This is a genomic window from Mycobacterium sp. URHB0021 (assembly GCF_054057895.1).
This window is the reverse complement of sequence record NZ_JBSRZT010000002.1, coordinates 4,351,502-4,378,215: the sequence shown is the minus strand read 5'-3', so window position 1 is coordinate 4,378,215 and position 26,714 is coordinate 4,351,502. Positions and strand designations below refer to the sequence as shown.

At 66.1% G+C, this 26,714-nt stretch carries 27 protein-coding genes and 4 pseudogenes; 18 read left to right on the top strand and 13 right to left on the bottom strand.

What is annotated here, in order from left to right; translation table 11 throughout:
* Nucleotides 1-71: 71 nt before the first annotated feature.
* The 7 genes and pseudogenes from ACVWWN_RS23925 to ACVWWN_RS23895 all read left to right on the top strand — a co-directional run bounded on the left by ACVWWN_RS23925 (nt 72) and on the right by ACVWWN_RS23895 (nt 7,242).
* Nucleotides 72-1,256 carry a cupin domain-containing protein gene (locus ACVWWN_RS23925; protein ID WP_457146066.1) on the top strand — a complete coding sequence of 395 codons (1,185 nt, stop codon included), beginning with the start codon at nt 72-74 and terminating at the stop codon, nt 1,254-1,256.
* 213 nt (nt 1,257-1,469) lie between these two features.
* Nucleotides 1,470-2,533 (top strand): annotated as a pseudogene (locus ACVWWN_RS23920) (aldo/keto reductase).
* A 165-nt stretch (nt 2,534-2,698) separates the two neighbouring features.
* Nucleotides 2,699-2,947 (top strand): BatC protein, encoded by a 249-nt coding sequence (locus tag ACVWWN_RS23915; RefSeq protein ID WP_457146065.1) that lies wholly within the window; start codon nt 2,699-2,701, stop codon nt 2,945-2,947.
* 9 nt (nt 2,948-2,956) lie between these two features.
* On the top strand, nt 2,957-4,192 hold the full coding sequence (locus ACVWWN_RS23910) for a cupin domain-containing protein (protein ID WP_457146064.1): 1,236 nt from the start codon (nt 2,957-2,959) through the stop codon (nt 4,190-4,192).
* A complete protein-coding gene (locus ACVWWN_RS23905; RefSeq protein WP_457146063.1) occupies nt 4,189-5,079 on the top strand; it encodes a sucrase ferredoxin in 891 nt (296 codons plus the stop codon). The genes ACVWWN_RS23910 and ACVWWN_RS23905 overlap by 4 nt, the downstream gene beginning before the upstream one ends.
* A gap of 49 nt (nt 5,080-5,128) precedes the next feature.
* Nucleotides 5,129-5,848: an NUDIX hydrolase gene (locus ACVWWN_RS23900; protein ID WP_457146062.1), complete on the top strand. Its 720-nt coding sequence runs from the start codon at nt 5,129-5,131 to the stop codon at nt 5,846-5,848.
* 74 nt (nt 5,849-5,922) lie between these two features.
* A complete protein-coding gene (locus tag ACVWWN_RS23895) occupies nt 5,923-7,242 on the top strand; it encodes an acyltransferase family protein (RefSeq protein ID WP_457146061.1) in 1,320 nt (439 codons plus the stop codon).
* A gap of 248 nt (nt 7,243-7,490) precedes the next feature.
* Here the strand turns inward: ACVWWN_RS23895 and ACVWWN_RS23890 are convergent, their stop codons facing one another.
* Nucleotides 7,491-7,862: a cupin domain-containing protein gene (locus ACVWWN_RS23890; protein WP_457146060.1), complete on the bottom strand. Its 372-nt coding sequence runs from the start codon at nt 7,860-7,862 to the stop codon at nt 7,491-7,493.
* Nucleotides 7,863-8,148: 286 nt separating this feature from the next.
* On the opposite strand from ACVWWN_RS23890, the gene ACVWWN_RS23885 reads away from it, so the two are divergent.
* Both ACVWWN_RS23885 and ACVWWN_RS23880 read left to right on the top strand, forming a co-directional pair.
* Nucleotides 8,149-10,494, top strand: coding sequence for a Tex family protein (locus ACVWWN_RS23885; protein ID WP_457149253.1), 2,346 nt, complete (start codon nt 8,149-8,151; stop codon nt 10,492-10,494).
* Between the two features lie 752 nt (nt 10,495-11,246).
* Nucleotides 11,247-12,233: an alpha/beta fold hydrolase gene (locus tag ACVWWN_RS23880; protein WP_457146059.1), complete on the top strand. Its 987-nt coding sequence runs from the start codon at nt 11,247-11,249 to the stop codon at nt 12,231-12,233.
* Here the strand turns inward: ACVWWN_RS23880 and ACVWWN_RS23875 are convergent.
* The 8 genes from ACVWWN_RS23875 to ACVWWN_RS23840 all read right to left on the bottom strand — a co-directional run bounded on the left by ACVWWN_RS23875 (nt 12,230) and on the right by ACVWWN_RS23840 (nt 19,284).
* Nucleotides 12,230-12,961, bottom strand: a complete 732-nt coding sequence (locus ACVWWN_RS23875) for a cutinase family protein (protein WP_457146058.1) — start codon at nt 12,959-12,961, stop codon at nt 12,230-12,232. The two genes, ACVWWN_RS23880 and ACVWWN_RS23875, sit on opposite strands and share 4 nt — an antisense overlap.
* Nucleotides 12,962-13,055: 94 nt before the next feature.
* Nucleotides 13,056-13,691: a cutinase family protein gene (locus ACVWWN_RS23870; protein WP_457146057.1), complete on the bottom strand. Its 636-nt coding sequence runs from the start codon at nt 13,689-13,691 to the stop codon at nt 13,056-13,058.
* Nucleotides 13,692-13,772: 81 nt separating this feature from the next.
* Entirely contained in the window at nt 13,773-14,366 is a 594-nt protein-coding gene (locus ACVWWN_RS23865; protein ID WP_457146056.1) for a class I SAM-dependent methyltransferase, read from the bottom strand.
* Complete coding sequence (locus tag ACVWWN_RS23860; RefSeq protein ID WP_457149252.1) at nt 14,360-14,752, bottom strand: DUF5078 domain-containing protein; 393 nt, start codon at nt 14,750-14,752, stop codon at nt 14,360-14,362. The genes ACVWWN_RS23865 and ACVWWN_RS23860 overlap by 7 nt, the downstream gene beginning before the upstream one ends.
* 61 nt (nt 14,753-14,813) lie before the next feature.
* On the bottom strand, nt 14,814-15,149 hold the full coding sequence (locus ACVWWN_RS23855) for a DUF732 domain-containing protein (protein ID WP_457146055.1): 336 nt from the start codon (nt 15,147-15,149) through the stop codon (nt 14,814-14,816).
* A gap of 7 nt (nt 15,150-15,156) precedes the next feature.
* Nucleotides 15,157-18,090 carry an MMPL/RND family transporter gene (locus ACVWWN_RS23850; protein ID WP_457146054.1) on the bottom strand — a complete coding sequence of 978 codons (2,934 nt, stop codon included), beginning with the start codon at nt 18,088-18,090 and terminating at the stop codon, nt 15,157-15,159.
* Complete coding sequence (locus tag ACVWWN_RS23845) at nt 18,087-18,515, bottom strand: MmpS family transport accessory protein (protein WP_457146053.1); 429 nt, start codon at nt 18,513-18,515, stop codon at nt 18,087-18,089. Before ACVWWN_RS23845 ends, ACVWWN_RS23850 begins: the two co-directional genes overlap by 4 nt.
* A gap of 157 nt (nt 18,516-18,672) precedes the next feature.
* Nucleotides 18,673-19,284 carry a TetR/AcrR family transcriptional regulator gene (locus ACVWWN_RS23840; protein WP_457146052.1) on the bottom strand — a complete coding sequence of 204 codons (612 nt, stop codon included), beginning with the start codon at nt 19,282-19,284 and terminating at the stop codon, nt 18,673-18,675.
* A 59-nt stretch (nt 19,285-19,343) separates the two neighbouring features.
* Here ACVWWN_RS23840 and ACVWWN_RS23835 point away from each other — a divergent pair.
* From ACVWWN_RS23835 to ACVWWN_RS23825, 3 genes and pseudogenes are all read left to right on the top strand, one after another.
* A pseudogene (locus tag ACVWWN_RS23835) lies at nt 19,344-19,574 on the top strand (FAD-binding protein); the annotation flags it as partial.
* On the top strand, nt 19,571-20,326 hold the full coding sequence (locus ACVWWN_RS23830) for a class I SAM-dependent methyltransferase (protein ID WP_457149251.1): 756 nt from the start codon (nt 19,571-19,573) through the stop codon (nt 20,324-20,326). The pseudogene ACVWWN_RS23835 and the gene ACVWWN_RS23830, both read left to right, overlap by 4 nt.
* A 5-nt stretch (nt 20,327-20,331) precedes the next feature.
* Nucleotides 20,332-20,788 (top strand): annotated as a pseudogene (locus ACVWWN_RS23825) (secreted hydrolase); the annotation flags it as partial.
* Between the two features lie 218 nt (nt 20,789-21,006).
* Here the strand turns inward: ACVWWN_RS23825 and ACVWWN_RS23820 are convergent.
* Nucleotides 21,007-21,329 (bottom strand): annotated as a pseudogene (locus ACVWWN_RS23820) (aromatic ring-hydroxylating dioxygenase subunit alpha); the annotation flags it as partial.
* Nucleotides 21,330-21,415: 86 nt separating this feature from the next.
* Between ACVWWN_RS23820 and ACVWWN_RS23815 the strand changes: the two are divergent.
* Nucleotides 21,416-22,408: an esterase family protein gene (locus ACVWWN_RS23815; protein WP_457146051.1), complete on the top strand. Its 993-nt coding sequence runs from the start codon at nt 21,416-21,418 to the stop codon at nt 22,406-22,408.
* 83 nt (nt 22,409-22,491) lie between these two features.
* On the opposite strand, the gene ACVWWN_RS23810 is transcribed toward ACVWWN_RS23815, so the two are convergent.
* Entirely contained in the window at nt 22,492-22,884 is a 393-nt protein-coding gene (locus ACVWWN_RS23810) for a hypothetical protein (protein ID WP_457146050.1), read from the bottom strand.
* A 107-nt stretch (nt 22,885-22,991) separates the two neighbouring features.
* Here ACVWWN_RS23810 and ACVWWN_RS23805 point away from each other — a divergent pair, with 107 nt between their 5' ends.
* The 4 genes from ACVWWN_RS23805 (at nt 22,992) to ACVWWN_RS23790 (ending at nt 24,667) form a co-directional block, all read left to right on the top strand.
* Nucleotides 22,992-23,438, top strand: coding sequence for a ketosteroid isomerase family protein (locus ACVWWN_RS23805; protein WP_457146049.1), 447 nt, complete (start codon nt 22,992-22,994; stop codon nt 23,436-23,438).
* On the top strand, nt 23,402-23,809 hold the full coding sequence (locus tag ACVWWN_RS23800; RefSeq protein ID WP_457146048.1) for a hypothetical protein: 408 nt from the start codon (nt 23,402-23,404) through the stop codon (nt 23,807-23,809). Before ACVWWN_RS23805 ends, ACVWWN_RS23800 begins: the two co-directional genes overlap by 37 nt.
* 41 nt (nt 23,810-23,850) lie before the next feature.
* A complete protein-coding gene (locus ACVWWN_RS23795; protein WP_457146047.1) occupies nt 23,851-24,036 on the top strand; it encodes a hypothetical protein in 186 nt (61 codons plus the stop codon).
* A 67-nt stretch (nt 24,037-24,103) separates the two neighbouring features.
* The gene (locus ACVWWN_RS23790; protein WP_457146046.1) at nt 24,104-24,667 is read left to right on the top strand and encodes a hypothetical protein; all 564 of its coding nucleotides are present in this window, start codon (nt 24,104-24,106) and stop codon (nt 24,665-24,667) included.
* Between the two features lie 6 nt (nt 24,668-24,673).
* Here the strand turns inward: ACVWWN_RS23790 and cmaA1 are convergent, their stop codons facing one another.
* A complete protein-coding gene (cmaA1, locus tag ACVWWN_RS23785) occupies nt 24,674-25,555 on the bottom strand; it encodes a cyclopropane mycolic acid synthase CmaA1 (RefSeq protein ID WP_457146045.1) in 882 nt (293 codons plus the stop codon).
* 23 nt (nt 25,556-25,578) lie between these two features.
* Here cmaA1 and ACVWWN_RS23780 point away from each other — a divergent pair, with 23 nt between their 5' ends.
* On the top strand, nt 25,579-25,944 hold the full coding sequence (locus tag ACVWWN_RS23780) for a DUF732 domain-containing protein (RefSeq protein WP_457146044.1): 366 nt from the start codon (nt 25,579-25,581) through the stop codon (nt 25,942-25,944).
* On the opposite strand, the gene ACVWWN_RS23775 is transcribed toward ACVWWN_RS23780, so the two are convergent.
* Nucleotides 25,941-26,711: an SGNH/GDSL hydrolase family protein gene (locus tag ACVWWN_RS23775; RefSeq protein ID WP_457146043.1), complete on the bottom strand. Its 771-nt coding sequence runs from the start codon at nt 26,709-26,711 to the stop codon at nt 25,941-25,943. The genes ACVWWN_RS23780 and ACVWWN_RS23775 overlap by 4 nt on opposite strands.
* Nucleotides 26,712-26,714: the final 3 nt, after the last annotated feature.

The following is a 26,714-nucleotide window of genomic DNA, read 5'->3' as shown; positions in this document are numbered from 1 at the left end:
CGCAACCCCCACCCGCACACCGACTTCGAGGAAGCTCTGGGAGCGCCCACCGACCTGCGCGAGGTCGCTCGATGCTGAGCCGCTGCATCACCGTCGACCCCCAAACCTTCGCAAACGAACACTGGGGGCGCTGGCCGCTGCTCAGCCGGCACGACGGGCTACCCCGCGATTTCAGCGACCTGCTTTCGGCGCAAGTCGTCGACAAGTTGCTCACCGAGGGTGGGGTACGCGCACCGTTCGTCCGACTGGCCAAGGAGGGCGATTTCCTTGCTCAGGATTGTTTCGTCGGACCGGGCGGGTTCGGCTCCGAGGTACCCGACCGGGTGGACACGGCGAAGGTACTCAACCAATTCGCTTCTGGTGCGACCATTGTGCTTCAGGGACTGCACGTGCTGTCGCCACCGCTCATCGACTTCGTCCGGAGCATGGTCGACGATCTGGGGCACCCGGTGCAGGCCAACGCCTACGTCACGCCGCCGGAAAGCCGTGCGTTCGATCCTCACTACGACGTCCACGACGTGTTCGTACTGCAAACCGAGGGCCACAAGCACTGGACCGTCCACCAACCTGTGCACACCGATCCGCTCGTTACGCAACCTTTCACCGACCACCGGTACGCGATCACCCAGCGCCTCAAGGACGAACCCGTCATCGACACCGTGCTCGCGCCAGGAGATGCTCTCTATCTCCCGCGCGGATGGGTACATTCGGCGCGGTCACTGGGCACTCTGTCCATTCATCTAACCATTGGGGTGCCCGCCCTCACCGGCCTGGTTGTGATTCGTGTCGTCGTCGATGAACTGGAGAAGGCCGAAAACCTCAGAACGTCCCTGCCGATGGGCATCGACCCGACAAATCGTGACGACATGACGGCGATGACGACCAAGCTCATTGCGGAACTGATCGAGACGATGCAGCGCCACGCGGACCGGACGCGACCTGCGCCGGTCCGGCCGTTGGCCTCCCTGGCGGCAGCCGACCATGCCGGTACCACGACGGTGCGGTGGCGCCACGGCCTCATCGCAACGATTCAACGGAACGATGAACGAGTTCTTCTGAAGCTGCCGGACCGCACGTTCAGCTTTCCGGAGTCGTGCGCGGATGCGGTGGCCGCACTGCACGGCGGGCTTGTCGTCAACGCGAGCGCACTCCCGGGACTGGACACCACCGACGGCGAGGTGATGATTCGCAGACTTCTGCGTGAAGCGGTCGTGGTGCCAGCTGAACAGGATCAGTACGGCCCGGCCGGCGGATGACCATGGCGGCAAGACCAGCACGATGTCCGACATGCCGACCATTGCCACGCCGGGCGCGATGCAGCGGCGATCAGTGCGGATCGGGTTGGCGCCGTACAACACCCGAGGCGACGTCGACCGGCTCATTCGGGCGCTGGCCGCAAATCTGAAGAAGCGCCCGAGGTTCTTTCCGGCGATCATCAGCTCACGTGGCGCGGGCGTAAGGTCGCTCCCATGGAGTACCGCAGCCTCGGACGAACCGGAATCCAAGTCAGCCCGCTATGCCTCGGCGCGATGATGTTCGGCGGGTGGGGGGAGCCCGACCACGACACGTCGATCACGACGATCCACGCCGCATTGGATGCCGGCATCAATTTCATCGACACCGCCGACGTCTACTCGCAGGGCGAATCGGAGATCATCGTCGGCAAGGCGCTCGCGGGCGGCAGGCGCGACGACGTGGTGCTCGCGACGAAGGTGCACAGCCAGATGGGCGTTCCGACCGATGCGCCTGCCGGCACCCAGGGCGATCCCAACAAGCGCGGAAACTCCCGGCGCTGGATCATCCGCGAGGTGGAGGACAGCCTGCGCCGACTGAACACCGACTGGATCGACCTATACCAGATTCACCGCCCTGACCCGCACACCGACGTCGAGGAAACCCTGGGCGCGCTGACGGATCTGCAGCGCCAAGGCAAGATTCGTGCCTTCGGCTCGTCGACGTTCGCCGCCTTTCAGATCGTCGAAGCGCAGTGGGTCAGCGAACGGCGCGGACTCAGCCGGTTCGTCACCGAGCAGCCGCCTTATTCGCTGCTGGTCCGCGGCATCGAGGCCGATGTCCTGCCGGTGGCACAGCAGTACGGGATGGGCGTGTTGCCCTGGAGCCCGCTGGCCGGCGGCTGGCTTGCCGGGGCTACCGCAAGGACAAGGAGCTACCCGAATCCCGGCGGCGCACCCGGCTGCCGGCCCGCTATGACATGACCACCCCGGAGAACCAGCGCAAGCTCGACGCCGCCGACGCTCTTGGAAAACTCGCGGCTGATGCCGGACTGCCGCTGATCCATCTCGCGCTCGCCTTCGTCCTGCAGCATCCGGCGGTCACCGCGCCGATCATCGGCCCGCGCACGCTCGACCACCTGAAGTCTCAGCTCGGCGCGACCGAGGTCACGCTCTCCGCGGACATTCTCGACACGATCGACGAAATCGTGCCGCCCGGGTCGACCATCTCGCCGGCCGATCGGGGCTACCAGCCGCCGTCGTTGACCGATCCGTTCCTGCGGCGCCGCCGCACCGCGTAGGCACCGCGTCCGGATACGGGCCGGGTCCCGGTTTACCCGGCATCGACGCGCCGACGTCAGAGCGGTCCGTTTATCCAGCGCCTTCGGGGGCAATCCTCGCGTGGCCGCGTTGAAACACGTTTCCCGTGTCAGCCCTGACGCGGCTCGAGGAAGGAGATGGTTTTCATGGCGATCGATGACGACGACATCACGACCTCCGGCGGCGGTGGCGAAGGGCCCGCCGACGGCGGCTCAAACCCCGGGGGTCACGACGGCGGCGCCGACGGCACCGCCGGTGCCGAGGGCACCGCTGACGGCGGTTCCAATCCCGAGGGTCACGACGGCGGCGCCGACGGCACCGCCGCTGGCGAGGGCACCGCTGACGGCGGCTCCAATCCCGAGGGTCACGACGGCGGTGCTGACGGCACCGCGTGAGGTAGCTCGATGCTGAGCCGCTGCATCGCCGTAGATCCCCAGACGTTCGCCGACGAACACTGGGGGCGCACGCCGCTGCTCAGCCGATGCGACGCGTTACCCCGCGACTTCGGAGACCTGCTCTCGGCCCACGACGTCGACGAGTTGCTCGCTGAGCGCGGGGTACGCGCGCCGTTCATCCGCTTGGCCAAGGAGGGCGAAGTCGTGGCCCGGGATTGTTACCTTGGACCCGCCGGCTTCGGCGCGGAAATGCCGGACCAAGTCGACTCCGCGAAGGTACTAAACCAATTCGCTTCGGGCGCAACAATCGTGCTCCAAGGACTGCACCGCCTGTGGCCACCGCTCATCGATTTCGTCCGGAGCATGGTCGACGATCTGGGGCATGCCGTACAGGCCAACGCCTACGTGACGCCGCCGGATAACCGGGGCTTCGATGCCCATTACGACGTCCATGATGTGTTCGTGCTGCAGACCGCAGGCCACAAACATTGGACCGTACACGAGCCGGTGTACGCCGATCCACTCGCTTCCCAACCCTGGACCGACCACCGCGACGCGATCACAGAGCGTGTCAAGAACGAGCCTGTCATCGACACCGTGCTCGCGCCGGGCGATGCCCTCTATCTACCGCGCGGATGGGTACATTCGGCGGGGGCACTGGGCGCCGTGTCCATCCACCTGACCATCGGGGTGTCCAGCCTCACCGGCATGGATGTCGTTCGTGCCGTCATCGACCAATTGGAGACCACCGGTGACTTCAGGAAGTCGCTGCCGGTGGGCATCGACCCGACGCATCGCGACGAGATGACGGCGACCACCACCAAGCTCATCGCGCAACTGACCGAGACGATGCGTGACCGTGCGTTCGACCTCGCTGACGGCGCCGCCGGCCGGTTGGCACAGCGCTACGCGGAGCGGACCCGGCCTGTGGCGGTCCGCCCACTGGCCTCTCTCGCCGCAGCCGACCACGCCGGCAGCACGACGGTGCGGTGGCGGCACGGACTCGTCGCCACGATCCAAAAGTGCGGTGACCGAGTTCTGCTGAGGCTGCCGGACCGCACGATCAGCTTTCCGGAGTCATGCGCTGATGCCCTGGCTGCACTGTACGGCGGGCTCACCGCCGACGCGACCGGTCTGCCCGGACTGGACAAGGCCGACGGCGAGGTGGTGCTTCGCCGGCTTCTGCGTGAAGCGGTCGTGGTGCCGGCCGACCACGACCAGTACCCCCCGATTGCCGGCGGATGACGGCCGGCGCCGATCGAACGCCGTGTAGTGACCAGTCGCTGGCTCGTAACGACCCGATGTACGGCACCGCGTCGGCCGGCTCATCGTGGATGATGCTCGAACTGGGCGGGCCCTGGGGGGATTCAGCCTTCCTGCAGTCGCCGACGATCATCGAACCGACGCTGGGACGTGCCATCGTTCGTCGTGCCGAAGCGGCGGGCATGCGGATCGCCGCGATCCGCCGACATGGCCGTCGTTCTGCCACGCCACGGTGGCGGTGGTTCATCGCCCAATCACAGGTGGGCGCGGAATCAATGCATCACGGCGAGGTGAGCGATCCCCGGCGATACCTGGACATCGCGCTGGACGGTTCCGACGGGCAACTTGCTGCCGGTCCGCTCGTCGCGGTCTGCGCCCACGGCAAACATGATCAGTGCTGCGCGGTACGCGGACGCGGTGCGGTAGCGGCAATCGCGGCAGAGTATCCCGAACTGACCTGGGAATGTTCGCATCTCGGTGGCGACAGGTTTGCGGCGACCATGCTCGTTCTGCCGGAAGGACTGTGCTACGGGCGTGCCGACCTGACCGATGCGGCGAACCTTGTACGGCTGTATCTCGACGGGCGACTGGACAATACATATCTGCGCGGACGAACTTCGCTTCCGCATGTGGTACAGGCGGCTCAGTATTTCGCACGCCAGGAGTCCGGCGACGACAGCATCGGTGCGCTCGGCCTTCTACACCTCGACGCTGGCGACGCGAATACTCGCGTCGTTCTCCAGGGTGATTCAGGTCCCCTTGAGCTCATCATCAGCGAGCAATGGTCTGCCCCCCTGCTGTCCAAATGCGGTGCGACGGTGCCCGGCCGCGTCCGCACCTACGCCCTGGTGTCGGTGGGCCATCGCTGAAAGCGCGTCCGGCGGCAGGAAACATTTCGCGCCTGCCTATGGTCGAACGGTGACGATCACCTATGACGAGGCGCTGCGTGAGCGGATCCGGGCACACCTGGCCGGTCACGACCGGCGCGCCGTGACCGATCCAGCGAAACGGCATGCGGCCGTAGCGGTCGTGCTCGTCGACTCGGAGGCCGGTGAGGACAGGGTGGATCCGGCGGATCTGGACGACTGGATCGGTGGTCGCGAGATGCCGGAAGCCGGCCTCGACGGCCGCATGGTCGACGTGTCCGGTGGTGCTGCCTTTCTGCTGTGCCGTCGGGCATCTCGCCTCAGAGCCCACGCCGCGCAGTGGGCGCTGCCGGGCGGCCGCCTCGATCCCGGGGAAACCGCCGTCGACGCCGCGCTGCGGGAACTGGATGAGGAAGTCGGCGTCAGGCTGCCCGAATCGTCGGTGCTCGGGATGCTCGATGACTACCCGACGCGGTCCGGATATGTGATCACTCCGGTGGTGATCTGGGGCGACGGAAGGCTCGATCTGCACCCCGCGCCCGACGAGGTGGTGGCGGTTTACCGGGTCGGGCTGCACCAACTGCAGCGAGAGGATTCGCCGCGGTACATCACCATCCCCGAGAGTCCGCGTCCCGTCGTGCAGATTCCGCTGGGAAACGATCTGATCCACGCACCGACGGGTGCGATGCTGCTGCAACTGCGGTGGCTGGGGCTGGAAGGCCGCCACGACCCCGTCGACGAACTCGAGCAACCGGTGTTCGCCTGGCAGTAGGTCGCCGCGCCAGAGAAGGAGATTCGGGTAGTCCTACTCAGCCACGGACGCCCCCTGCCCGGCATGCTGAATACATGGCGCACAAGGACCTGATGCTCGACGCCTGCACAGGCGCCGACACCACCGCAGCCGGCCGCGACCGTGCCGTCGATGTCGTTCGGATCGCTTCCCTGGTGGTCGTGATGTTCGGGCACTGCGGGCTGCTTCTCGCCACCATCGACACCGGCGGCCTCCATATCGGCAACCTGCTGGGGGAGCTGCCCGCGATCACCCCGCTCACATGGCTCGCGCAGGTCATGCCGCTGTTCTTTCTCGCGGGCGGCGCCGCCGGCGCCTACGACTGGCGCCCCGGCACACCGTGGGGGACGTGGCTCTTCACCCGGGCACAGCGACTGTGTCGCCCCGTGTTCTGGTATCTGGCGGCGTGGTGTGGCGGCCTGCTCGTCGCGCGCACGGTCCTCGGCGCGCAATCCGCCGAGGATCTCGGGCGCGAAGTCGTCGCACTTCTGTGGTTTCTCGGCGTGTACCTGGTGGTGCTGGCCTTCGTACCGGCGCTGACCCGGTTGCGGACCGGCCGTGCGGTCGTCCTGTTGGTGGTGTCCCTGCTCGCCGGCGCGGCGGCCGTCGACGGAATTCGGTTCGCCGTCGGCACGGATCTTTCCGGTGTCGCCAACTTCCTCATCGTCTGGCTCATTCCGGTCGTGATCGGCGTGGCCTACGCTCGCCGGCTGATCGGCCGACGCGCGGCGCTCATCGCGGCCGCGACGGCGTTCACGGCGCAGGTGGTGCTTGCCGTGGCCAAGGTCTACGAAGTATCCCTGGTCGTGACGGGCACCGAGCGGATGTCCAACGTGACGCCGCCGACCGTGCTGCTCGCGCTGCAGTGCACATGGATGTCGTGCCTTTTCGTGGCTGCCGCGGGCGCGATCGGCCGGTGGGCCCTGAGGCCGCGGGTCTGGCACGTGCTTTCGGTGGCCAACAGGGGAGCGATGACGATTTACTTGTGGCATATCCCGGCGATCGCGGTCGCGACCTTTTCACTGCACGCGTTCGGTCTCGACGCGTACGACGTGCACGCGCCCGGGTTCTGGGGCCTGCTGGCGCTTCGAGAGCTGGCATTCGCGGTCGTGATGACGGTGACGTTCTGGCTGCTGTCGCCACTGGAGTACCTCCGGCTGCCGTGGTGGGACGCGCCGGTCCGCGCCACCGGGGCCCGGTCGGCGGTCGCGGGTGCACTGGTGTGCGTCGCGGGCGTGGTGCTCGTGCTGCTGGCCAAGAACGGAATGGACGATGTCGCCGGGTTGACGTGGCTGGGATGCTTCCTGGCTGCCGCGGCGGCCGCTCGGGTGACCGCCGGCGTGGTGGCACGCTCGTCTGCCGGCCCATCTGCGTGACTGGGTAACCCGTCCGGCCGGTCGTCGGCCGGTCGGCTATTCCAGCGGCTTCAAATCTTGGCTTGCGATCGCGGAGTAGGGCCACTTGGCGGCCATAATGCCGCTGGTGGCGTGGATGACACCCCCGGCCCGCAGACCACGCCCCGAGAACCGCCTGGCTCTCGGGGTCGACCACTACTTTCCTGAATCCCTGGATCTCGCCCGTCTCGATGGCATGACCGCATTCGAATTCTTTCTCCGCCCTGTGCCTAGTCGGTCGCAACGTGCGGTGGGTCGTAGATCACCAGGAACACAAGATCATCGTCGCCGGTGTTGACGAGGCTGTGTTCGACATGTGCGGGGACCTTTACGAATGACCCTGGCTTGGTGTCCCAGGTCTGCTCGCCGAGCTGTACGCGGGCGGTGCCGCTCAGGAAGTAGAACGCGTGGTTGTAGTCGTGGTGATGCAGCGGAGATGCGCCACCGGCGCCGAACTTGGTTACTTGCGCACTGAACAGCGTGGAGTACTTCGCTCCGACCAACTCGTCGCTGATCCAAAAGTTTTGACCGAGGTCTGTCTGGTGCCAGACGATGTCTTCCGGCGCGTACACGTTCGGCATCGCGGTGTCGCTTTCACTCACTTTTATCCTCCTTTTATCCTCGCTTGCTCTGTCTGCACGGATTGCGGCCGACATATTTCGTCACATCGGTGGTCGCACGTATTGTTCAACGCCAGACGACCGGTTTTGCGTGTCGGCGACCAGCGGTCGAGTCGAACTCGATCTGCTCGAACCACTGAGGCTCGCCCTTGGCGGCGCGCTGGCTTGTCTGATCCATGCCTCCGCGTTGGCGCCGACACGCCTGCCGCGCCCGCGCCGACGCGTCAGTGACATTCGGTAGTGTCTCGGCGTGCCTGGAAGTCCTGCCGTGAAATCCGTAAATACCCGTCTTGCTGAAGAACTCGCCGTCAGCGAGGCGCAGGTCGCCGCTGCTGTGCGACTGCTCGACGAGGGCGCAACCGTGCCGTTCATCGCGCGGTACCGCAAGGAGGTCACCGGCAGCCTGGACGACACGCAGCTGCGCACCCTCGAGGAGCGCCTGGCATATCTGAGGGAACTCGACGACCGCCGAGCCGCGGTGCTCGCCTCCATCGACGAGCAGGGCAAGCTCACCGACGAGCTCAGGACCGCGTTGATGGCCGCCGACACCAAGTCACGGGTCGAGGACATCTACCTGCCCTACAAGCCGAAGCGCCGGACCAAGGCGCAGATCGCCCGCGAAGCCGGCCTCGAGCCGCTGGCCGACCGCCTGCTGTCCGACCCGACCCTCGTTCCCGACGACGCGGCCGCCGAGTTCATCGGCGAGCAGGTCGCTGATACCGCCGCGGCGCTCGACGGCGCGCGTCACATTCTCATCGAGCGAGTGGCCGAGGACGCCGAACTCGTCGGTGCCATCCGTGGCAAATTCTGGGTCGACGGCTCGCTGCGAACCAAGCCGTGGTCGGAGGAAGCCGCGAAAAGCCCGGAGGCGCAGAAGTTCCGGGACTACTTCGAGTTCTCAGAGCCCCTGGAGAACATGCCGTCGCATCGGGTGCTCGCCGTCATGCGCGGCGAGAAGGAGCAAGCCCTCGCGCTCAGCTTCGACGGCGGCGACGACGAGGTCTACCAGGCGATGGTCGCCCAGACGCTCGGTGTCGACCGGTCCTCGTCGGCGCCTGCCACGCCGTGGCTGGCCACCACCGTCCGGTTGGCGTGGCGAACCAAGCTGATGATCACCGCGGCGGTCGAGGCCCGCATGCGGCTGAGGCAACGTGCCGAGGACGATGCGGTCGCGGTGTTCGCCAGGAACCTCAAGGACCTGCTACTCGCCGCCCCGGCCGGCACTCGCACCACGCTCGGCCTCGACCCGGGCTTCCGCACCGGCGTCAAGGTGGCCGTCGTCGATGCCACCGGCAAGGTGCTGGACACGTGTGCCATCTTCCCACATCAGCCTCAGCGGCAATGGGATTCAGCCAAGGCCGCCCTGGCGGCACTGATCGCACGGCACCGTGTCGAACTCATCGCGATCGGCAACGGCACCGCGTCGCGTGAGACGGATGCCCTGGCGGCCGAGCTCATCGCCGACATCCGCGCCTCCGGCGCCGACGCGCCCGTCAAGGCGATGGTCAGCGAGGCCGGAGCATCGGTGTACTCCGCATCCGCGTATGCGGCACACGAACTCCCGACGCTCGACGTGACGCTGCGCGGTGCGGTTTCGATCGCGCGGCGCCTGCAGGACCCGTTGGCCGAACTCGTGAAGATCGAACCGAAGTCGATCGGTGTCGGGCAGTACCAGCACGACGTCACGCCGGGCACGCTCGCCCGAAGCCTCAACGCCGTGGTCGAAGACGCCGTGAACGCCGTCGGGGTCGACCTGAACACCGCGTCGGTCCCGCTGCTGGCGCGCGTGTCGGGCGTGACGGACTCGCTGGCCGAGGCGATCGTCGCCCACCGTGAATCGGCGGGTCCGTTCCGCAACCGCAAGGCACTCCTGAAGGTCCCACGTCTGGGCCCCAAAGCGTTCGAGCAGTGCGCAGGGTTTCTCCGGATCAATCACGGCGATGACCCACTCGACGCGTCCGGTGTCCACCCGGAGTCCTACCCGGTGGTCCGCCGGATCCTGGACCGGTCGGGGGTGACGCTGGCCGAAATCATCGGTGACGAGCGTGCCCTGCGGTCGCTTCGGCCCGTCGATTTCGCCGATGACCGGTTCGGCATCCCCACGGTGACCGACATACTGGCCGAACTCGAGAAACCCGGACGTGACCCGCGGCCCGCGTTCACCACGGCCACGTTCGCCGACGGGGTGGAGAAGATCGGGGACCTGAAGGTGGGCATGGTGCTCGAGGGCGTGGTGACCAACGTCGCGGCCTTCGGCGCCTTCGTCGACGTCGGCGTACACCAGGACGGGCTCGTGCATGTCTCGGCGATGGCCGATCGCTACGTGTCCGACCCCCACGAGATCGTGCACTCCGGGCAGGTGGTCCGCGTGAAGGTTCTCGACGTGGACGTCGAACGTCAACGCATCGGTTTGAGCCTGAGACTCAACGACACGCCGAAGCGTGATCAGAACAAGCGCCAGGACCGAGGTGCCAAGACCGTCCGGGGCGGTGCCGGTCAGAGCCGAGGCGAACAGCGAAACACCAACCGCGACAAGAGCTCCGGTCGTCGTGGGTTGAACCAGCCGGCGGGATCGATGGCCCAGGCGCTGCGCGACGCAGGTTTCGAGCGCTGAACGTCCTCAAAATTTCAGCCCCGAATACAGCACGCCGTCCGGGTCGGCCCCTGGACGGGCGGCGGCGAGCCGCACGAGATTCCCCGAAGCACTCCTGCGCCGGCGTATCCGACTCGATGTAGTTGACGTAGCGTCCGACCGAATTTCTTGCACCGCTTGGTGTGCGATGGTTCAGCCACCGGCTCGCCAGCTGCCTGGCGCCGCCACCGAAACGCGGTGGTGGCCGGGTCCTCGTCGCGAGAGCCCCCGCGGCAACTGGCGCAGGTCGATGACCATTGCGCCACTCGCCGTTGCAGCACCGATGTGCAAGTGTCCACCACTACGTGACCCGATCTGGATTCGGCGGCGAAGCGTGCGTTGAAAACCGCCTTGGCGGAGGCGTATTGGTCATTCGACGGCAGCACAACCGTTCCGTCGACGGCGTCGACGAGGCTGGCGCACCCGTGCGGCCCAGAGACGGCAGGCGATGTCCGCGATGGGGCAGGCGCAGGCGAATCCGCTGCCGATCGACACGACCCACCAATCCGGCGGCGACCGCGCCGAGTGCGCCCCGGAGGAGGGCCCGGCGTGCGATCTCTCGCGCCATGGCCGGCTGGTAGCCAGCCGACGGCGAGCACAATGCGCAAAACCCGAAAAACGCCTGTTAAACGGCTTGTGAGTACAAGCGAGCCACGGTCGGCGGCGCTCCGTAACTTCGAGCACAACGAGATGCCGGAACCTTCCCGGTATCGCCACAGACCGAGGAGAACACGATGTTGGCCGCACCTGCGACGTACCGTCCGACCACGTCGCCGCAGCGACTGAATGCCAAGCGGGACGGCTATGTCGAGCGGACGGTGACGACCGATGACGGCGTGCAATTGGCAGTCCGCGACTACGCCGCTGCCGGCACCCGCAGGCATACCGTCGTTCTGCTGCACGGCCTTTGCCTGACGCAAGACAGCTGGGCCGCGCAGATCGGCGCGCTACGGAACCGGTGGGGCAACTCCGTTCGAGTTGTCACCTATGACCACCGTGGCCACGGCAGCTCGGGTGGCGCAGGCATGCACACCTACCGGATCGAGCGTCTCGCCGCCGATCTCGCCGAGGTACTGACGGCGCTGGAAGTCGCAGGCCCAATGACCCTGGCGGGACACTCGATGGGCGGCATGACGGCGCTGGCCTATCTGGGGCGTCCCGCTGCCGACCGGCCGGTGGATCCCCACGGCCTCGTCCTCGTCGCCACCGCGGCGGGCAAGATCGCCGAGCGGGGCATCGGGCGCTTTCTGGCCACACCGGCGACCGGAATCTTGTTCGGGCTCATCGACCGGATGCCTCGGGGCGTTACCGACCAGGCCGTGCACGCGCTGGCGAAGCCACTGTCCGCCGCTCTGAGCAGATATCCGGGCACGGGCGCGCAGCGGAGCGCGTTGGCCGCCGTCGCTGCGGTCGCGGTCCGCACAACGTCGATGAGCACCGCGGCCGGCTTCCTTCCGAGCCTGAAGCGCTACGACGAGTACGACACGCTTGCGTCCATTGCCGCCAACACGGTCGTGCTCAGCGGCGGGGCGGACATGCTGACGCCGGCCGATCACGCCCGCGACCTGGCCGCGGCCATACCGGGCGCCACCCATCTGCACATTCCCACCGCCGGGCACATGCTGCTCCAGGACGCGTCGCACAGCGTCAGCACCGCGATCAACCGCGTGATGAGCACGGACAGCTCGCCCGCGCCGCAGCTGGCGAGTAGCGCGTCCTAAGCGGCGGGAGTCACCGGCTGGAGGCGCTCGGCAGCGAAGGTGGCCGCCTGCGCGGTCAGCCCGTTCGCCGCATAGAGCGTGTGCGCGAAGTTGGGGGGACCGACCCCGGCGCCGTTACAGATGGTGTCGTCGGGGATGCACAGATCGGTCGTCTTGGGCACATACAGCGGGCCGATGACGATCGGTGGCGCACCGACGTCCCCTAGCCACTGCGCCGACGGCTTCCCGAACAATGCCACCGCGGCGACGTGGTCGGCGACCTCCGGCGGCATCGGATTGGGAACGAAGGCCCTGAACTCGGCCGGAATCCCGTCCGGCACCACGGCTGCGGTGACGTAGCCCGCGACGGCCGCGCCCTGAGAGAACCCACCGAGCACCATCCTGGTGTTGGGACAGTTGGCCGCGGTGGATTCGAGATGTGTGCCCGCATCCCTGATGCCGTCGATGACGCTGGTCGCGAACTGAATGCGGTCGCCGAAATCGCTGCTGGCCGCGTAGTTGACCGGGTAGACAGCTACCGTCCTGTCGCCGACTTGAGAGCGCACCTCATCGACGAATGCCTGGCCGATCCCGCCGACGCCCTGGGCCTCGCCAGTGCCTCGCGCGAACACCACCTCAACGTCGGGGCACGGATCAGCCAAAGCGGACGGGGCTGCGGCGCCTAGCAACAGTGCCCAGCTCGTCAAGAGCAGGGCACCTAGGAAACGGGCGATACGGCGAACATTCATGGGCAAAATCCTCGGGAGGGCGGGAGCGCGGTTCAGTTTTCCACTGGTACCCCGACCTTTGCTAGTCCAACCATCCGAAGGGTCGTCGGCACCTTCAAAGCCGGCCTGCAGCGAAGGCCGCGGCCTGTTCGGTCATGCTCGTCCGAACATAGGCGACATGCGCCCCCATGTCCCGGCCTTCCGAGCAGATCGGGTCGTTGGGAACGCACAGGTCGATGGTCTTGCCGGCGTACGGCGGCCCGATCGAGGGCAGCGGCCCGGTGGCCAGCGAGTCGGCGAAACTACTCTTGGGAGCCCCGAAGAGGGCGGCCGCCGCGACGTGATCGGCGATCTGAGCAGGCATGGCTGTGGTCGACAGATCGATCACCGCCGCGCCCTGCGAGTATCCGCCGAGCACCATCCTGGTGGTCGGGCAGTTCGCCGCCATCCACTGAATATGGCTGCTCGCATCGTCGGCGCCGGCGGGCGTGCTGGTCTCGAAATCGTTGCTGGCCGGATAGTTAACCGCGTATACCCCGACCGAACGGGCGACCAGTCGGGACCGCAGCGAGTCGACGAACGCCTGACCCACCCCGCCTAGGCCGGGTGGCTCCGTGGTGCCGCGTGCGAAGACGACCTCAACATCCGGGCACGGGGCGGCGCCGGCGATGGGCAGGTCGATCAGTGCGATCGGCAGCGCACCGGCCGTCGCCACGATGGCTCCGAGGATGCGTGCGGTCAGGGGGTTCATGCTGATATGTCGCCCACCGACCCCGAGATGTCACATCTCGGACTTGATGCCGATGGTGATCAGATCCGATACCAGTCGGGTTCAGGCCGGTCGGCGCACCCGATGCTGCTCGTCGACGACGAAGCCGGCGGCCTCGAACATCGACCGCATCGCCGCAGGGGAGGGGTTGTGCGACGGGTTGAGGCGGATGGCCGTCAGCCACTGAATCGGCAATGGCCGGCGCGGGCTCAAAGTCGCCACCGCGGCAAGCCCCCGGGGTGCCAGCACGCGATGGAACTCTTGCAGGGCAGCGGTCTGGTTGAAGAAATGAAACGCCGAGGTGGTCACGACGGCGTCCAGGGCACCGTCATCGAACGGCAGGCTTTCCGCAGGCCCCTTCCGCCAGTGCACCTTCGCCGATCGCCTCCTGGCCTGGGCGAGCATCCCGTCGGACATGTCAACGCCGTACACCTCGTCGAGGTGCACCTCACGCTGAATCCGATCGGCGAGGATGCCTGTGCCACAAGCGATGTCGGCGGCTCGGCGTGAGGCGCTGGCCTCGAGTACCGCCATCATCTCGTCCTGGGCGGGCCGATACACCCAGTGCTGGAGGAACTGCTGGTCATACAGGGGAGCGGCGACTCCCCAGAACCGGGTTACCGCGTCGTTGAGATTCCGTCGTGGGGCGGTCACCAATTCCAGACCGTTGGGTCGTTCGCCGGATAGTTGGCACAGACGTCGGTGCCGTGCGCGGCGACGCCCTTGTTGTTGAAGAACAGCTTGGCCCAGTTGCCCCAGTGGGTGGCCATCTGCTCGTAGTAGACGTTCGTCGCGGTGTCTTCGGAATACTGCCGCCGTGCGGCGTAATCCAACGAGAAGAACCAGTAGATGCGGTCGCGGGCGCCCTGCTGGATATCGGCGGGCCGGTTCTTGTAGTCGGTCATGTAACGCTCGTAGTAGACCGGTTCGACGTCGCGCACCGCGGCCATGTACTGGTCGACGGTGCAGGTGGTCTTGAGTATCCGATTGGGGATCGGATAGTCGTCGGAGGCATCCGCGGACGCCGACGCAGGAGACAGCATGGCAGCCGCGCTCAACGCGGCGACCGCGATACCCGATTTGACTAGCACTTTTGACTCCTAACTATCGCGCCGCGGCCTCGAGGACCGGCAGCTTATCGGGGCAGTAGGTCCGCAGCGCCGCGCCGAGGAACTGCCAGGACTGCTCCGTGTCGCTGCCTTTGGGCAGGTTCAGCGAGACGAACTGCGCCGACTTGTAGGCGTCCGTATCCAGGCCGTTGTTCAGCCGCTTACAGACGATCTTCCCGATCCAGGCGTTGTAGTCCTTCTGTCCGTAGATGCCGTACGTGTGCAGTTCACTCGCGAAGTCCGAGTCGGGGTCGGCCTGCGCCGGCGCGGCGAAAACCAGGGCGGGCGCCATTGCCGCACATACGATCGAGGCGAATCCAATTGCCTTCATAACCCACCTATCTTATTGGGCCGGTTGGGTGTTGATCATTGCCACCGCCACCGCCACCGCCACCGCCACCGGCGCCGGCACCGACGCTGACCGGGGTTTCGGCCGTGTGGCGTGTCGGTTTCGGCCAGGGTTCCGGAACCGGTCGGTTACGCACGGTCTGCGGCCACCAGAACCACTTGCCCATGAGCGCCGCGATCGCCGGCGTCATGAACGACCGGATCACCAGGGTGTCGAACAACAGGCCGAGACCGATGGTGGTACCCACCTGGCCGACCACCCGTAGGTCGCTGACCACCATCGACATCATGGTGAACGCGAACACCAAGCCGGCCGACGTGACCACCGACCCCGTACCCGCCATTGACCGGATTATGCCCGTCTTGATGCCGGCGTGGATCTCTTCCTTGAACCGCGACACCAGCAGCAGGTTGTAGTCCGAACCCACCGCCAACAGGATGATGACCGACATCGCGAGGATCATCCAGTGCAGAGGTGCGCCCAAGATGTACTGCCAGATCAGCACGGACAACCCGAACGATGTGCCCAGCGAGAGCAGCACCGTACCGACGATGACGGCGGCGGCGACCACGGCCCGGGTGAGCAGCAGCATGATGATGAATATCAAGCAGAGCGAGGCGATCCCGGCGATCAGGAGGTCGAAGCTCGAGCCCTCCCTCATGTCCTTGTACGTGGACGCGGTGCCGGCCAGGTAGATCTTGGAGCCCTCCAAAGGGGTGCCCTTGATGGCTTCGAACGCCGCATTCCTGATCTGGTCGATGTGCGAGATGCCCTCAGCTGTGGCGGGATCCCCTTCGTGGGAGATGATGAACCGCACCGCTTTGCCATCCGGAGACACGAACATCTTCATGCCGCGCTTGAAATCCGGGTTGTCGAACACCTCGGGCGGCAGATAGAACGAGTCGTCGTTCTTCGACGCGTCGAAGGCCTGGCCCATCGCAGTCGAGTTCTCCTGCATGGCCTTCATCTGATCCTGCTGACCCTTTTGGCTCTGATACATGGTCAGCGTGATGTTCCGCATGTTCCGCATCGTGTCGATCATCGACGGCATGATGGCGACGAGCTGTGGCATCAGCGTGTCCAGGCGATCCATCAGAGGCATCAAACTCTGGATGTCGTCGGTCATCGTGTCGATGCCGTCGAGGGTGTCGAACACCGAACGGATCGACCAGCAGACCGGGATGTCGAAGCAGTGCGGTTCCCAGTAGAAGTAGTTGCGCAGCGGGCGGAAGAAGTCATCGAAATCGGCGATGTGATCGCGCAACTCCTGGATGTCGACGACCATCGTGTGCATCTTCTGGACCATGCCGTGCGTGGTGTCCGCCATCTGCTGGGTCAGGCTCTGCATCCGCTCCATCGTGTTGATCGTTGTCTGCATGTCGTTGGCCTGCGTCAGCATGTTCGCCATGACTTTGTCCATATAGTCCTGGTTCATCTGCTGAGTGGTGCCGTTCATGCTGATCTGGAACGGGATCGACGTGTGCTCGATGGGGGTGCCCAGCGGCCGGGTGATTGTCTGCACCCGTCCGATACCCGGAATGTGGAAAACGGCCTTGGCGATTCGGTCGACAACCAGCATGTCGGCCGAGTTGCGGACATCGTGGTTCGTCTCCACGAGCAGCATTTCCGGATTCATCCGCGCTTGTGGGAAATGCCGGTCGGCCGCCTGGTACCCCTGGTTGGCGGGGATGTCGGCAGGGAGGAACTCGCGGTCGTTGTAGCTCGGCTTGTATCCCGGAAGGGCAAGCAGGCCGACGAGCGCAAGGGCGATGGTGGCGATCAGGATCGGGCCCGGCCACCGCACCACGGCGGTACCGACACGGCGCCAGCCGCGCGTCTGCATCTTGCGCTTCGGCTCGAACAGCCCGAACCGACTACAGATGGTCAGCATGGCCGGCGCCAGGGTAAGTGCGGCGAAGACCGCGACGAGCATGCCGACGGCCAGGGGTACGCCCAGGGTCTGGAAGTACGGCAGCCGGGTGAAGTGCAGACAGAAGGTGGCGCCGGCGATGGTCAGGCCGGACCCGAGGATCACGTGCGCGGTGCCGTGATACATGGTGTAGAAGGCGGTTTCGCGATCCTCACCCGCCCCGCGCGCCTCGTGATAGCGGCCGACGAGAAATATCGCGTAGTCCGTTCCAGCCGCGATCGCCAGTGTGGTGAGAAGGTTCACCGCGAACGTCGACAGCCCGATGATGTTGTAGTAGCCCAGGGTTGCGACGATGCCGCGGGCCGCCGCCAGTTCGAGGAACATCATCACCAGGACGAGCAACACGGTCACGATGGAGCGGTAGACGAACAGCAGCATCACGAAGATGACGCAGATCGTGATCGCCGTGATCAGCTTGATGCTCCTGTCACCGGACGACTGCTGGTCGCTGGTGAGTGGCGCCGGCCCGGTGACGTAGACCTTCAGTCCCGGCGGCGGCGGTGTGCTGGCCACCGTGTCCCGGACCGCTTCGACAGACTCATTGGCCAGGGTCTCGCCCTGGTTGCCGGCCAGATAAAGCTGAACGTAGGCGGCCTTGTTGTCGGCGCTCTGGGACCCCGCCGCGGTCAGCGGGTCCCCCCAGAAGTCCTGGATGTGCTCGACGTGCTTCTTGTCGGCCTCGAGCTTGTCGATCAGGCCGTCGTAGTACTTGTGCGCCGCATCGCCCAGCGGTTGATCGCCTTCCAGGACGATCATCGCCGAACTGTTGGAGTCGAATTCCTGGAAGTCCGAACCGACGCGCTGCATCGCGATCATCGACGGCGCGTCATTGGGTGCCAGCGACACGGCGTGGGCCTCGCCGACCTTCTCCAGCTGCGGTGCGATGACATTCACCACGACGATGACCGCCAGCCAGCCGAGCAGGATCGGGACCGAGAAGAGCCGGATGAACCGGGGGATCATCGGGTGCGCGCCGACATGTGTGTTGGTCATGCCGATTTCACCAGGCAGAAGGTCTGGGCGTTCAAGCCGGTGGTCGTCCTCTCGTCCTTGACGACGTCATCGACCGTGATCCGACACGTGATGCTGTCACCGTCGCCCTGCGCCACGATGTTCGGACTGGCGGCCGGCGCCGTCGTCGTCAAATCGAGCGTCCAGGGCAGCGGGGCGTTCACCGCCTTCTGCGGCTGCGCGTCCAGATCCAGGTAGTTGATGGTCGCCGTCGTTCCCGTGCCGAAGATCTCGTACTTGACGCGCTTCGGGTTGAAGGGCTCCGGGTCGTTGACGAGTCCGGCACCCGGCCGCGTCAACTCCGTCCTGCCGAAAACCTCGCGCAGCCGGTCTACGCAGAAGGCGGCGAGCAACACCACCAGCACGATGACTATTACCACCCAAGAGCGTCTGGCAACCTTCAGCATTAGTTGCTTCGCTCCCGATGTCCGCCGCTCATGTCCGCGCCCTCTTCTTTGCTTTGCCGCCGTTGGGTTCCGCTTAACTTAGCCGGTATAAGTTCTCATCGCGAAACAGATTAGCCCAAATAAGTGTGTCGCTCCTCACGACCTGTGTACGGCTGCGTCATGGGTCACCCCGGCTCTCCTTTCGCAGCTCGAAACGATCCAGATACTGCTCGACGAAGGCCGTGGCTTCGGCGTGGCCGCGGGTGATTCCGAGGTGCTGCTCGAGCACCACCATCCGCGGCAGGATGGCCACGATCATTGACAACACGACCGGCGGGAACGCCGCCATGTCGGCGCCGTGCGAGCGCAACGCCAGCGTCACCACGCTTTCCTCCACGTCGCGGAAGCGGTCGGCGTAGGCGGCGATCTCGCTGCGGATGGCCTTGCGGTGGTTGGCCAGCGCCATGATCTCCATCCAGAGTCGCGCGTCGTGCTCGGAGCTGAGCCGCCACAGCGCGTGCAGCGGTTCATCGTCTGAGAGCGCCTCGCGTTGGCGCTGGAGGTTCATCTCGGCGCGGGTCCGCACCACCTCGACGAACAGGTCGTCCATGGTCGGGAAGTAGTAGTGCACGAGCGCCGACTTGACCCCCGCCTTGGCCGCCACCCGGCGAGACGTCGCCGCGGCATAGCCCTCGTCAAGCATAATTTGGGCGGTCGCCTCGACCAGCGCGACACGAGCCGCTGACTCCCGGCCAGCCCTTGACCGCTCCTCAACGGGGCTGCTAGACATAGCCGCAGCCTAACTGTTGGGCGATCGCCCAACAACTCGAGGGAGTGGTGGCGAATGGCCCCACCGGCGCCGGGACGTGCGGTGGCTTGATCACCAACGAACACGGGCAGGTTCTCGACGCGCATGTGCAGGTCATCGACGGCCTGTACGCGACCGGTAACATCACCGCCACGGTGATGGGCCGGAACTATCTGGGCGCAGGCGGGAGTATCGCCAACACGATGATCTTCGGTTATGTGGCGGCCCGGCACGCGGCCGGCCGAAGGATCGCGGGGGAGAAGACCGCCTGATCAACGCTGAGACGCATACCAATCGTCGTCGGGCCGAGGCGTTCGGCTCCGCCGCAGAGGAGTACGACCGCTACCGGCCGCGCTATCCCCGGTCTCTGATCGCCGACCTGGTGACCATTCCGGGCATGCGGATTCTGGATGTCGGCGCGGGAACGGGCATCGCGGCAGTGCAGTTCGTCGAGGCGGGAGCGGATGTCCTCGCGGTCGAACCCGACGCGCGCATGCTGCGGGTGGCCGCCCGCAAGGAGCTTCTCGTCGAGCAGGCGAAATTCGAGGACTGGTCGCCGGCGGGCCGACTCTTCGACCTCGTCGTGTTCGCGCAGTCCTTCCACTGGGTCGAGCCACGGATCGCGTTGATGAAGGTCATCAGGATGCTCCGGCCTGGTGGTCGTCTGGTGTTGCTGTCGAACCGGATCAGACCCACGTCTCCGACCCCGAAGAAACTGGCCCCCGCATATGCCGGTCTGCTCGACATATCCCAGCGCCCGTCGGTCGACGCCGTCCGCGACGACGGGCTGGGGGCGTTGCTCATGGAGTCCGGCTTCACGTTCGAGCAGTGGCACGTCGTGGAGCAGCTGCATTACAGCACCGACGAGTGGATCGACATGGTCTGCACCTACTCCAACGTCCTGACCCTCGAGCCGAGCGTGCGCGCCGAGCTCCGATCCCGCCTTGCGCAGCGGATCGGCGCCGCCGGCGTCAGTGCCCAGAACGCCGCCATCGCGGTGGTCTGCACCCCACGCTCCCTCTAGGACCCCATTCTCACTTCCAGACCGGGCATGGCCATGACCGGAACGCTGGCGTCGGGAACGGAGCCCGAGCGGGTCAGCCCCCGGACGGGCCATGTCGACCGGCGCACCATCAACCTCGACAGCGGGGCCGACCTGAGCATCTGGCGCCAATTCGACCACACCGATCATAATGCGCTGCAACCCTTTTCGGGATCGACGACGAGTTCACCGGACACCGATCCCGAGTGCGCCGACGATACCGAGGTCTCCAGCTACGGGAGATGGCCGGAGTCGGTGCGCACATTGGCCAAGCCGCCGGCCGACGCGCGCTACCTGCCCGATCGCCATCGCCTGACCTCGCGCGAGCTCGACCTCGACCTGACCGGAGAGCCAGTGGTGCCTGCCCCGGCACATGCCCTTCCGCTCGAGCACATGGACGGTCCGTACCGCTACCACGGAACGCTGCACGGTGCGCCCGTCAGCGGATCCCATTGCTCTTCGGGTGCATCCTCGAGATCCAGGATTCCGTTGAGCGGGACACCGGACGGTGGTCCGCGCCGAATGAATCGAACACGGTGCAGTTGCTGCGGGAGATCGTCGCGAACGTGCCCTGTGCACCGTCGCGCACGAGCGAGATCCACAGGAAAACCGGCGCACTCTGCGGCGGGCAATTCGGTCAATTTCGCCTTGTCCGAACGTGTTTCGGGGAAGACCCCCTTGCCCGGTACGCCGACCAGGTCGTACGTCCACGCGTGGTACGGACACGACAGCCGTCTGACGCCCTGGTCAGCAGGATCGACACCGCCCCTTCACGGTTTTCGTGCAGAAGGTGCCCGGGCGGGGGAGTTCCGAGCTGTATCCGACCGGTTGGGGACTGGTTGGCAGCATCGTCTTGTCCCGGGCGAGCCGCTCGGCCGACGTATACGTATCGGGCGATGCGCTCGGTGGGCGTCATGTCGGTTGTCTTGTCGCTCGCCAGTTTCGGGGCGCGGCGGGTGAGTCGACGCGACGCTGACTCAGCAATGTCCGCTTTCGCAAAAGCCGCTGCTGAACCCCATCCCCGGCGTATCGTCCGCTAAAGCCGGGTCGGGGCCGAGGTGGGAGGCAGCGATGGCGTTTCCGGGGTGGAACTGGCTGAGGCGGCTGGCGGTCGCGGCCACGGCCGCCGCCGTGTTGCCCGGATTGACAAGCATCTCAGGCGGATTCGCGACGGCGGGCGCGTTCTCCAGCCCGGGGCTGCCGATCGAGTACTTCGAGGTGCCGTCGCCGGGGATGGGTCGCGACATCCGGGTCGAGTTCATGAGTGGCGGGCCCGAGGCGCACGCGCTGTATCTGCTCGACAGCATGGAGGCGGGCGACGATTTCAACGGCTGGGACATCAACACCCAGGTCTTCGACTGGTACCACCAGTCGGGCCTGTCGATCGTCATGCCTGTCGGCGGCAAGTCGAGCTTCTACAGCGATTGGTACGCACCGGCCGTCGGCAACGGCGACACCTACACCTACAAGTGGGAGACCTTCCTGACGAGTGAGTTGCCCGCCTGGCTGGCGGCCAACAAGAGCGTCCCGCAGACGGGCAACGCCGTGGTGGGCCTGTCGATGGGCGGATCATCGGCGCTTGTGCTGGCCGCCTACCACCCACAGGAGTTCATCTATGCGGGATCGTTGTCGGGATTCCTGAACCTCTCGGCCGGAGACTGGCCGGGCAAGGTCGGCATCGCCATGATGTGGAACGGCGGGTTCGATCCCGCGGCGATGTGGGGCCCGCCAGGTGACCCGGCCTGGGCCCGCAACGACCCCACCGTCCAGGCGGGCCGACTCGCCGCGAACAGCACCCGCATCTGGATCTACTGCGGCAACGGAACGGCGACCGACCCCGCGCTCGCCAGCCCGGACGCTCCCATCGCGGGCCTGGGCTTCCTCGAGGGCTTCGCCATCGATTCCAACTTCGCCTTCCGGGACGCCTACGTCGCGGCGGGTGGGCGCAACGCCGTGTTCAACTTCCCCGACGGTATCCACAGCTGGGGTTACTGGGGTCAGCAGCTTCAGCAGATGAGACCCGATATTCAACGCGTGCTCGGGGCGGCGCTGCCGACCACATGAGCCGCGCGACCGCAACCGCGGAGCGCCTGCTCGCCGAGGAAGTGGCTGCATCGCCGGCGGCCGTGGTCTCCGTTCGCGAGGATCTACTCCGACGTCGCGCCAGGAGCGTCGAGCACGCTGACCGCGATGCCGTACGGCAGGAACCTCACCCTGCGCGTGGTGTCGGTGTTGTCCTTGTTCGCGCGTAGCGCATCGAGTTCGGTGGGATAGACCTGCTCGATGTGGGCGCCGCCGTCGGCGTCGACGGTGTAGATCGCCCAGACACCGTCGCCCTTCTCGCCGGTCGTCTCCGGTTGGCTCTTCGCGCGCGAGTAGCGCGAGAACTCATCGAATACGGTCGCCCATCCGGCGCGCTCACCGGACGTGGTGAAGAACTTGCTGACGCCGTCGAGCGCGTCGCGCAGGCCCTCGCCGGCCTCGCGCACCACGCGATCGAACTCGTCGGGGTCGAATCCGAATGGCCCATTGGTGCTCATCTGCGGTTCCTCCTCATGGCCGTACGCCGCAGCAATGCGGTAACCACAGTGTGCCTGTGAGTCGCGTGGTAGTCGACTGAAGGCAGGGCCAGGTGGTAGGCAACCTCATGACATTCACCGGCGCCGAGATGCTGGCGATCGCCGAGCGCTCGCCGGCGGTCGCCGGTGCACGTGACCGCAACGCGTGGGTGGGGCTGTTCACGGCGACCGGGCGGGTCGAGGACCCGGTGGGTTCGCAGCCTCACCAGGGACGAGCCGCAATCGGTCGGTTCTTCGACACCTTCATCGGTCCCCGCGAGATCACCTACCACCCCGAAGTCGACATCGTGATGGGCCCGACTGTGATCCGAGACGGGATGCTGGAGGTCAAGATGACATCGGCCCTGACCATGAGGGTCCCGACATATATCCGCTACGACCTGCAGGACGACGCAGGAGAGCTGAAATCGCTACGCTCTCGGCCTTTTGGGAGCTGCCGACAATGGTCGGGGAGTTCCTGCGAGGTGGCCTTCCCTCGGTGCCGGCCGGTCTGCGCCTGTCCAGGCTGTTGCTGAGAGATCAAGGATTCACGGGGACCGTCGGATTTCTCAGCGGGTTCAGCGGTATGGGCGGCGGCGGAAAGGAACTGTTCGCGGGCTTTCTGGAGGATGCGTGTGGCGGCGACGAGGTCGGAATGCGGCGATGGCTGGCCGGCGACGTGCGAATCTCGAGCGGTGACGACCTTCCGCTCACAGCGTCCGACTTGCGCAATCACTTGTCCGGGGCGACGTGGCGCAAGCTCATCGGCGCCGGCCACAGCTTGGTGGCGGCCACCGAGCGCGCCGGACAGCGCAGTGTCGTCTTCTGCGATATCGGGGATATCGGCGATCGCGCCTCGGTGCCCGCCGCGATCACGCAGGTCCGGGTCTTCAGCGAAGGGGCCTGAGCGCTGTTTCACCGCGATGTCGACGGGGTAGCCCGGCCCTCATGAACCGCGGCAAGGACGATGACGAATCCGAAACCGATGTCGACGACGATGACCATGTCGCGGCTTCCCGCGCGGGAAAAGACGGCGCGGATGACGGCACCTATGTCGGCCAGACGGCTTCCGACGACGCGCTTGACGTCGGGGAATCCGGCGCCGAGGCTCGCCGGGAGAACAGCGGCGGGTAGTCGGAGCCGTCCCGATTCGGTGGCGGTCGCGCGCTTCAGTCGGCCGGCGTGAGACGGTAACAGCACCATGGACGCCGACGACTACATGACCTACGAGGAATTCGGGCGCAAGTTCTTCGAGATCGCCGTGACCGAAGAGCGCGTCGGCGGGGCGATCGCGGCTATCGCCGGCGACGCGTTCGAGATGGGCCCGATGGGTCAGGGGCCGGGCAAGATCGCCAAGGTGACCGCGCGGGTGCGGATCCAGGAACCCCGGGTGACCAGAAAGGTGGCCGAGGCGATCACCTTCGACATCCGGATCCCCCTCGAGATCGACATGGTTGTCGACCTTCGGATCGACAAGCCGAAATTCATGGTGTTCGGCGAGATCGCGCTCCGGGCCACGGCCCGCGCCGCCGACCCGTTGTTGCTGATTCTCGATGTCGAGAAGCCGCGGTCGTCCGACATCGCGATCCATGTCACGTCCAAGTCGTTGCGGGGCGAGCTGGTGCGGATCATCGGTGGCATCGACGCGGAGATCAAGCGGTTCATCGCCGCACACGTGTCCGGCGAGATCGACAGCCCCGAATCGCAAGCGGCCAAGATCATCGATGTGGCAGACCGTCTCGATGCCGCGTGGACGGGCATCTGAGCGAGGCTATTTCCCCAGCGTGAACTGGTTGACGTCGATGTACCCAACGCGGAACATCTTCGCGCATCCAGTCAGATATTTCATGTACCGCTCGTAGACCTCGTCGGACTGGATCCTGACGGCCTCGTCCTTGTGCGCCTCGAGCGCCGCCGCCCACAGGTCGAGGGTGCGGGCGTAGTGCGGCTGCAGTGACTGCACTCGAGTGACCGTGAAACCGCCTTCGGTGGCGCGTTCGGTCACCATCGGAATCGACGGCAACCGGCCGCCCGGAAAGATCTCGGTGACGATGAATTTGACGAACCGGGCGAACTCGAACGACAGCGGCATGCCACGCTCGGCCATCTCGGTTGGGTGCAGACCGGTGATGGTGTGCAGCAACATGATTCCGTCGTCGCGCAGTGCGCTGAAGGCCATGTCGAAGAACGCGGGATACCGCTCGTGCCCGAAGTGCTCGAAGGCGCCGATCGACACGATGCGGTCCACCGGTTCGTCGAACTGTTCCCAGCCCTGCAGGAGGACGCGTTTGCTGCGTGTGCTGGGCGAACCTGCGAAGCGTTCATCGACGTGGGCCTTCTGATTTTCGCTGAGCGTGAGGCCGACGACGTTGACGTCGTAGCGTTCGATCGCGCGCATCATTGTCGAGCCCCAGCCGCATCCGACATCGAGCAGCGTCATGCCGGGCTGCAGGCCGAGCTTGCCCAGCGCGAGATCGATCTTGGCGAGCTGCGCCTCTTCCAGCGTCATGTCGTCACGCTCGAAGTACGCGCAGCTGTAGGTCTGTGTCGGGTCCAGGAAGAGCCGGAAGAACTCGTCGGACAGGTCATAGTGCGCCTGGACGTCCTCGAAGTGCGGTTTCAGGCTTTCAGGGTCCTTGGGGTGCCTCGGCATCGTGACAGCGTACGATTCTCGGGGTGGTTTCCAAACGCGTGATCTCTGTGGCCGCCTCGGCAGGCGTGCTCGCCACGGGTGTGGCGCTGGCCGCGCCCGCCCAGGCCGACCCGACTGACGACGCGTTCCTGTCGGCGTTGTCCAATGCCGGCGTCGGATCGATCGATCCGGCCAATGCCGCGGCCCTGGGCCAGCAGGTCTGTCCGATGCTGGCCGATCCGGGTCAGACGGCCGCCGACGTCGCAGGCAAGGTCGCAGACGCGGGCGGCATGTCGCTCGGCCCGGCGACAATGTTCACCGGAATCGCGATCCAGATGTTCTGTCCGGCGGCGGTGTCGTCGATCGCGAGCGGCAATTCGCCGATTCCGCTCGGCATGCTCGGCTTCTAAGCCGCCAATCTTTCCAGCCGCGGTCGGCGCGGACCACGACCCTCACCGCTGGACCGTCCTCGAAAGTGCCGCCAGAGCCACGGCATCAGCATGTTCTGCGTCCACAACACCTGCGAGTAGGCCTGCGACCTCAGTGACTGACGGCTCGTAGCACCGTCGCTTTCGGCCCAATCATGGTTGCTGCCAGGCAAAGCCAATGCCTCGGCCGCCGCCTCGGCGAAGCGCCTGTGTCCCTCCGGTGAACCGTGCACCCGGTCGGGGCTCCACGTGTCCGGCACCGTCATGGACGGAGCGTGATAGAGGTCGACGAGCCTGAACCCGTGGCGGTCCGCCGCAGCCCGGATGGCGTCGTTGATGCGCAGCACCCGAGGCACCAGGACGCGGCCGACCGGGAGAATCCGGGCAAGATCGGGAAAGGTCGTCGTAGTGACCGTCGCGCCTGATCGTCCGAGCCGCGCGTGCAGCTCGTCCAGCTCTGCCAGGGCGCCGTCGAAATGGGGCCCCGGCCGAGTGACGTCGTTCATCCCGATGCACACCGTGATGAGGTCCGGGTCCATCGCCAAGGCGCGGGGCAGTTGGTCGTCGAGGACGTCGCGGATCTGCTTTCCACGTACCGCGAGGTTGGCGTAGGCCAGGCCGGGGTAGTGAGCGTCGATCATCGCCGCGAGCCGGTCGGCGAATCCCGTCAACCCGGCGGTGTCGTCACCGTCCCACAGCCCTTCGGTCTGGCTGTCACCGACCGCGACATATCGCGAGAAGCCCGCCACAGC

Excerpts from the sequence above, each read along its gene's own strand:
- ACVWWN_RS23925 (WP_457146066.1), top strand. The coding sequence starts at position 72 with ATGCTGAGCCGCTGCATCACCGTCGACCCCCAAACCTTCGCAAACGAA.
- ACVWWN_RS23915 (WP_457146065.1), top strand. The coding sequence starts at position 2,699 with ATGGCGATCGATGACGACGACATCACGACCTCCGGCGGCGGTGGCGAA.
- ACVWWN_RS23910 (WP_457146064.1), top strand. The coding sequence starts at position 2,957 with ATGCTGAGCCGCTGCATCGCCGTAGATCCCCAGACGTTCGCCGACGAA.
- ACVWWN_RS23905 (WP_457146063.1), top strand. The coding sequence starts at position 4,189 with ATGACGGCCGGCGCCGATCGAACGCCGTGTAGTGACCAGTCGCTGGCT.
- ACVWWN_RS23895 (WP_457146061.1), top strand. The coding sequence starts at position 5,923 with ATGGCGCACAAGGACCTGATGCTCGACGCCTGCACAGGCGCCGACACC.
- ACVWWN_RS23880 (WP_457146059.1), top strand. The coding sequence starts at position 11,247 with ATGTTGGCCGCACCTGCGACGTACCGTCCGACCACGTCGCCGCAGCGA.
- ACVWWN_RS23875 (WP_457146058.1), bottom strand. The coding sequence starts at position 12,961 with ATGAATGTTCGCCGTATCGCCCGTTTCCTAGGTGCCCTGCTCTTGACG.
- ACVWWN_RS23870 (WP_457146057.1), bottom strand. The coding sequence starts at position 13,691 with ATGAACCCCCTGACCGCACGCATCCTCGGAGCCATCGTGGCGACGGCC.
- ACVWWN_RS23860 (WP_457149252.1), bottom strand. The coding sequence starts at position 14,752 with ATGCTGTCTCCTGCGTCGGCGTCCGCGGATGCCTCCGACGACTATCCG.
- ACVWWN_RS23855 (WP_457146055.1), bottom strand. The coding sequence starts at position 15,149 with ATGAAGGCAATTGGATTCGCCTCGATCGTATGTGCGGCAATGGCGCCC.
- ACVWWN_RS23850 (WP_457146054.1), bottom strand. The coding sequence starts at position 18,090 with ATGACCAACACACATGTCGGCGCGCACCCGATGATCCCCCGGTTCATC.
- ACVWWN_RS23845 (WP_457146053.1), bottom strand. The coding sequence starts at position 18,515 with ATGCTGAAGGTTGCCAGACGCTCTTGGGTGGTAATAGTCATCGTGCTG.
- ACVWWN_RS23840 (WP_457146052.1), bottom strand. The coding sequence starts at position 19,284 with ATGTCTAGCAGCCCCGTTGAGGAGCGGTCAAGGGCTGGCCGGGAGTCA.
- ACVWWN_RS23815 (WP_457146051.1), top strand. The coding sequence starts at position 21,416 with ATGGCGTTTCCGGGGTGGAACTGGCTGAGGCGGCTGGCGGTCGCGGCC.
- ACVWWN_RS23810 (WP_457146050.1), bottom strand. The coding sequence starts at position 22,884 with ATGAGCACCAATGGGCCATTCGGATTCGACCCCGACGAGTTCGATCGC.
- ACVWWN_RS23805 (WP_457146049.1), top strand. The coding sequence starts at position 22,992 with ATGACATTCACCGGCGCCGAGATGCTGGCGATCGCCGAGCGCTCGCCG.
- ACVWWN_RS23795 (WP_457146047.1), top strand. The coding sequence starts at position 23,851 with ATGAACCGCGGCAAGGACGATGACGAATCCGAAACCGATGTCGACGAC.
- ACVWWN_RS23790 (WP_457146046.1), top strand. The coding sequence starts at position 24,104 with ATGGACGCCGACGACTACATGACCTACGAGGAATTCGGGCGCAAGTTC.
- cmaA1 (WP_457146045.1), bottom strand. The coding sequence starts at position 25,555 with ATGCCGAGGCACCCCAAGGACCCTGAAAGCCTGAAACCGCACTTCGAG.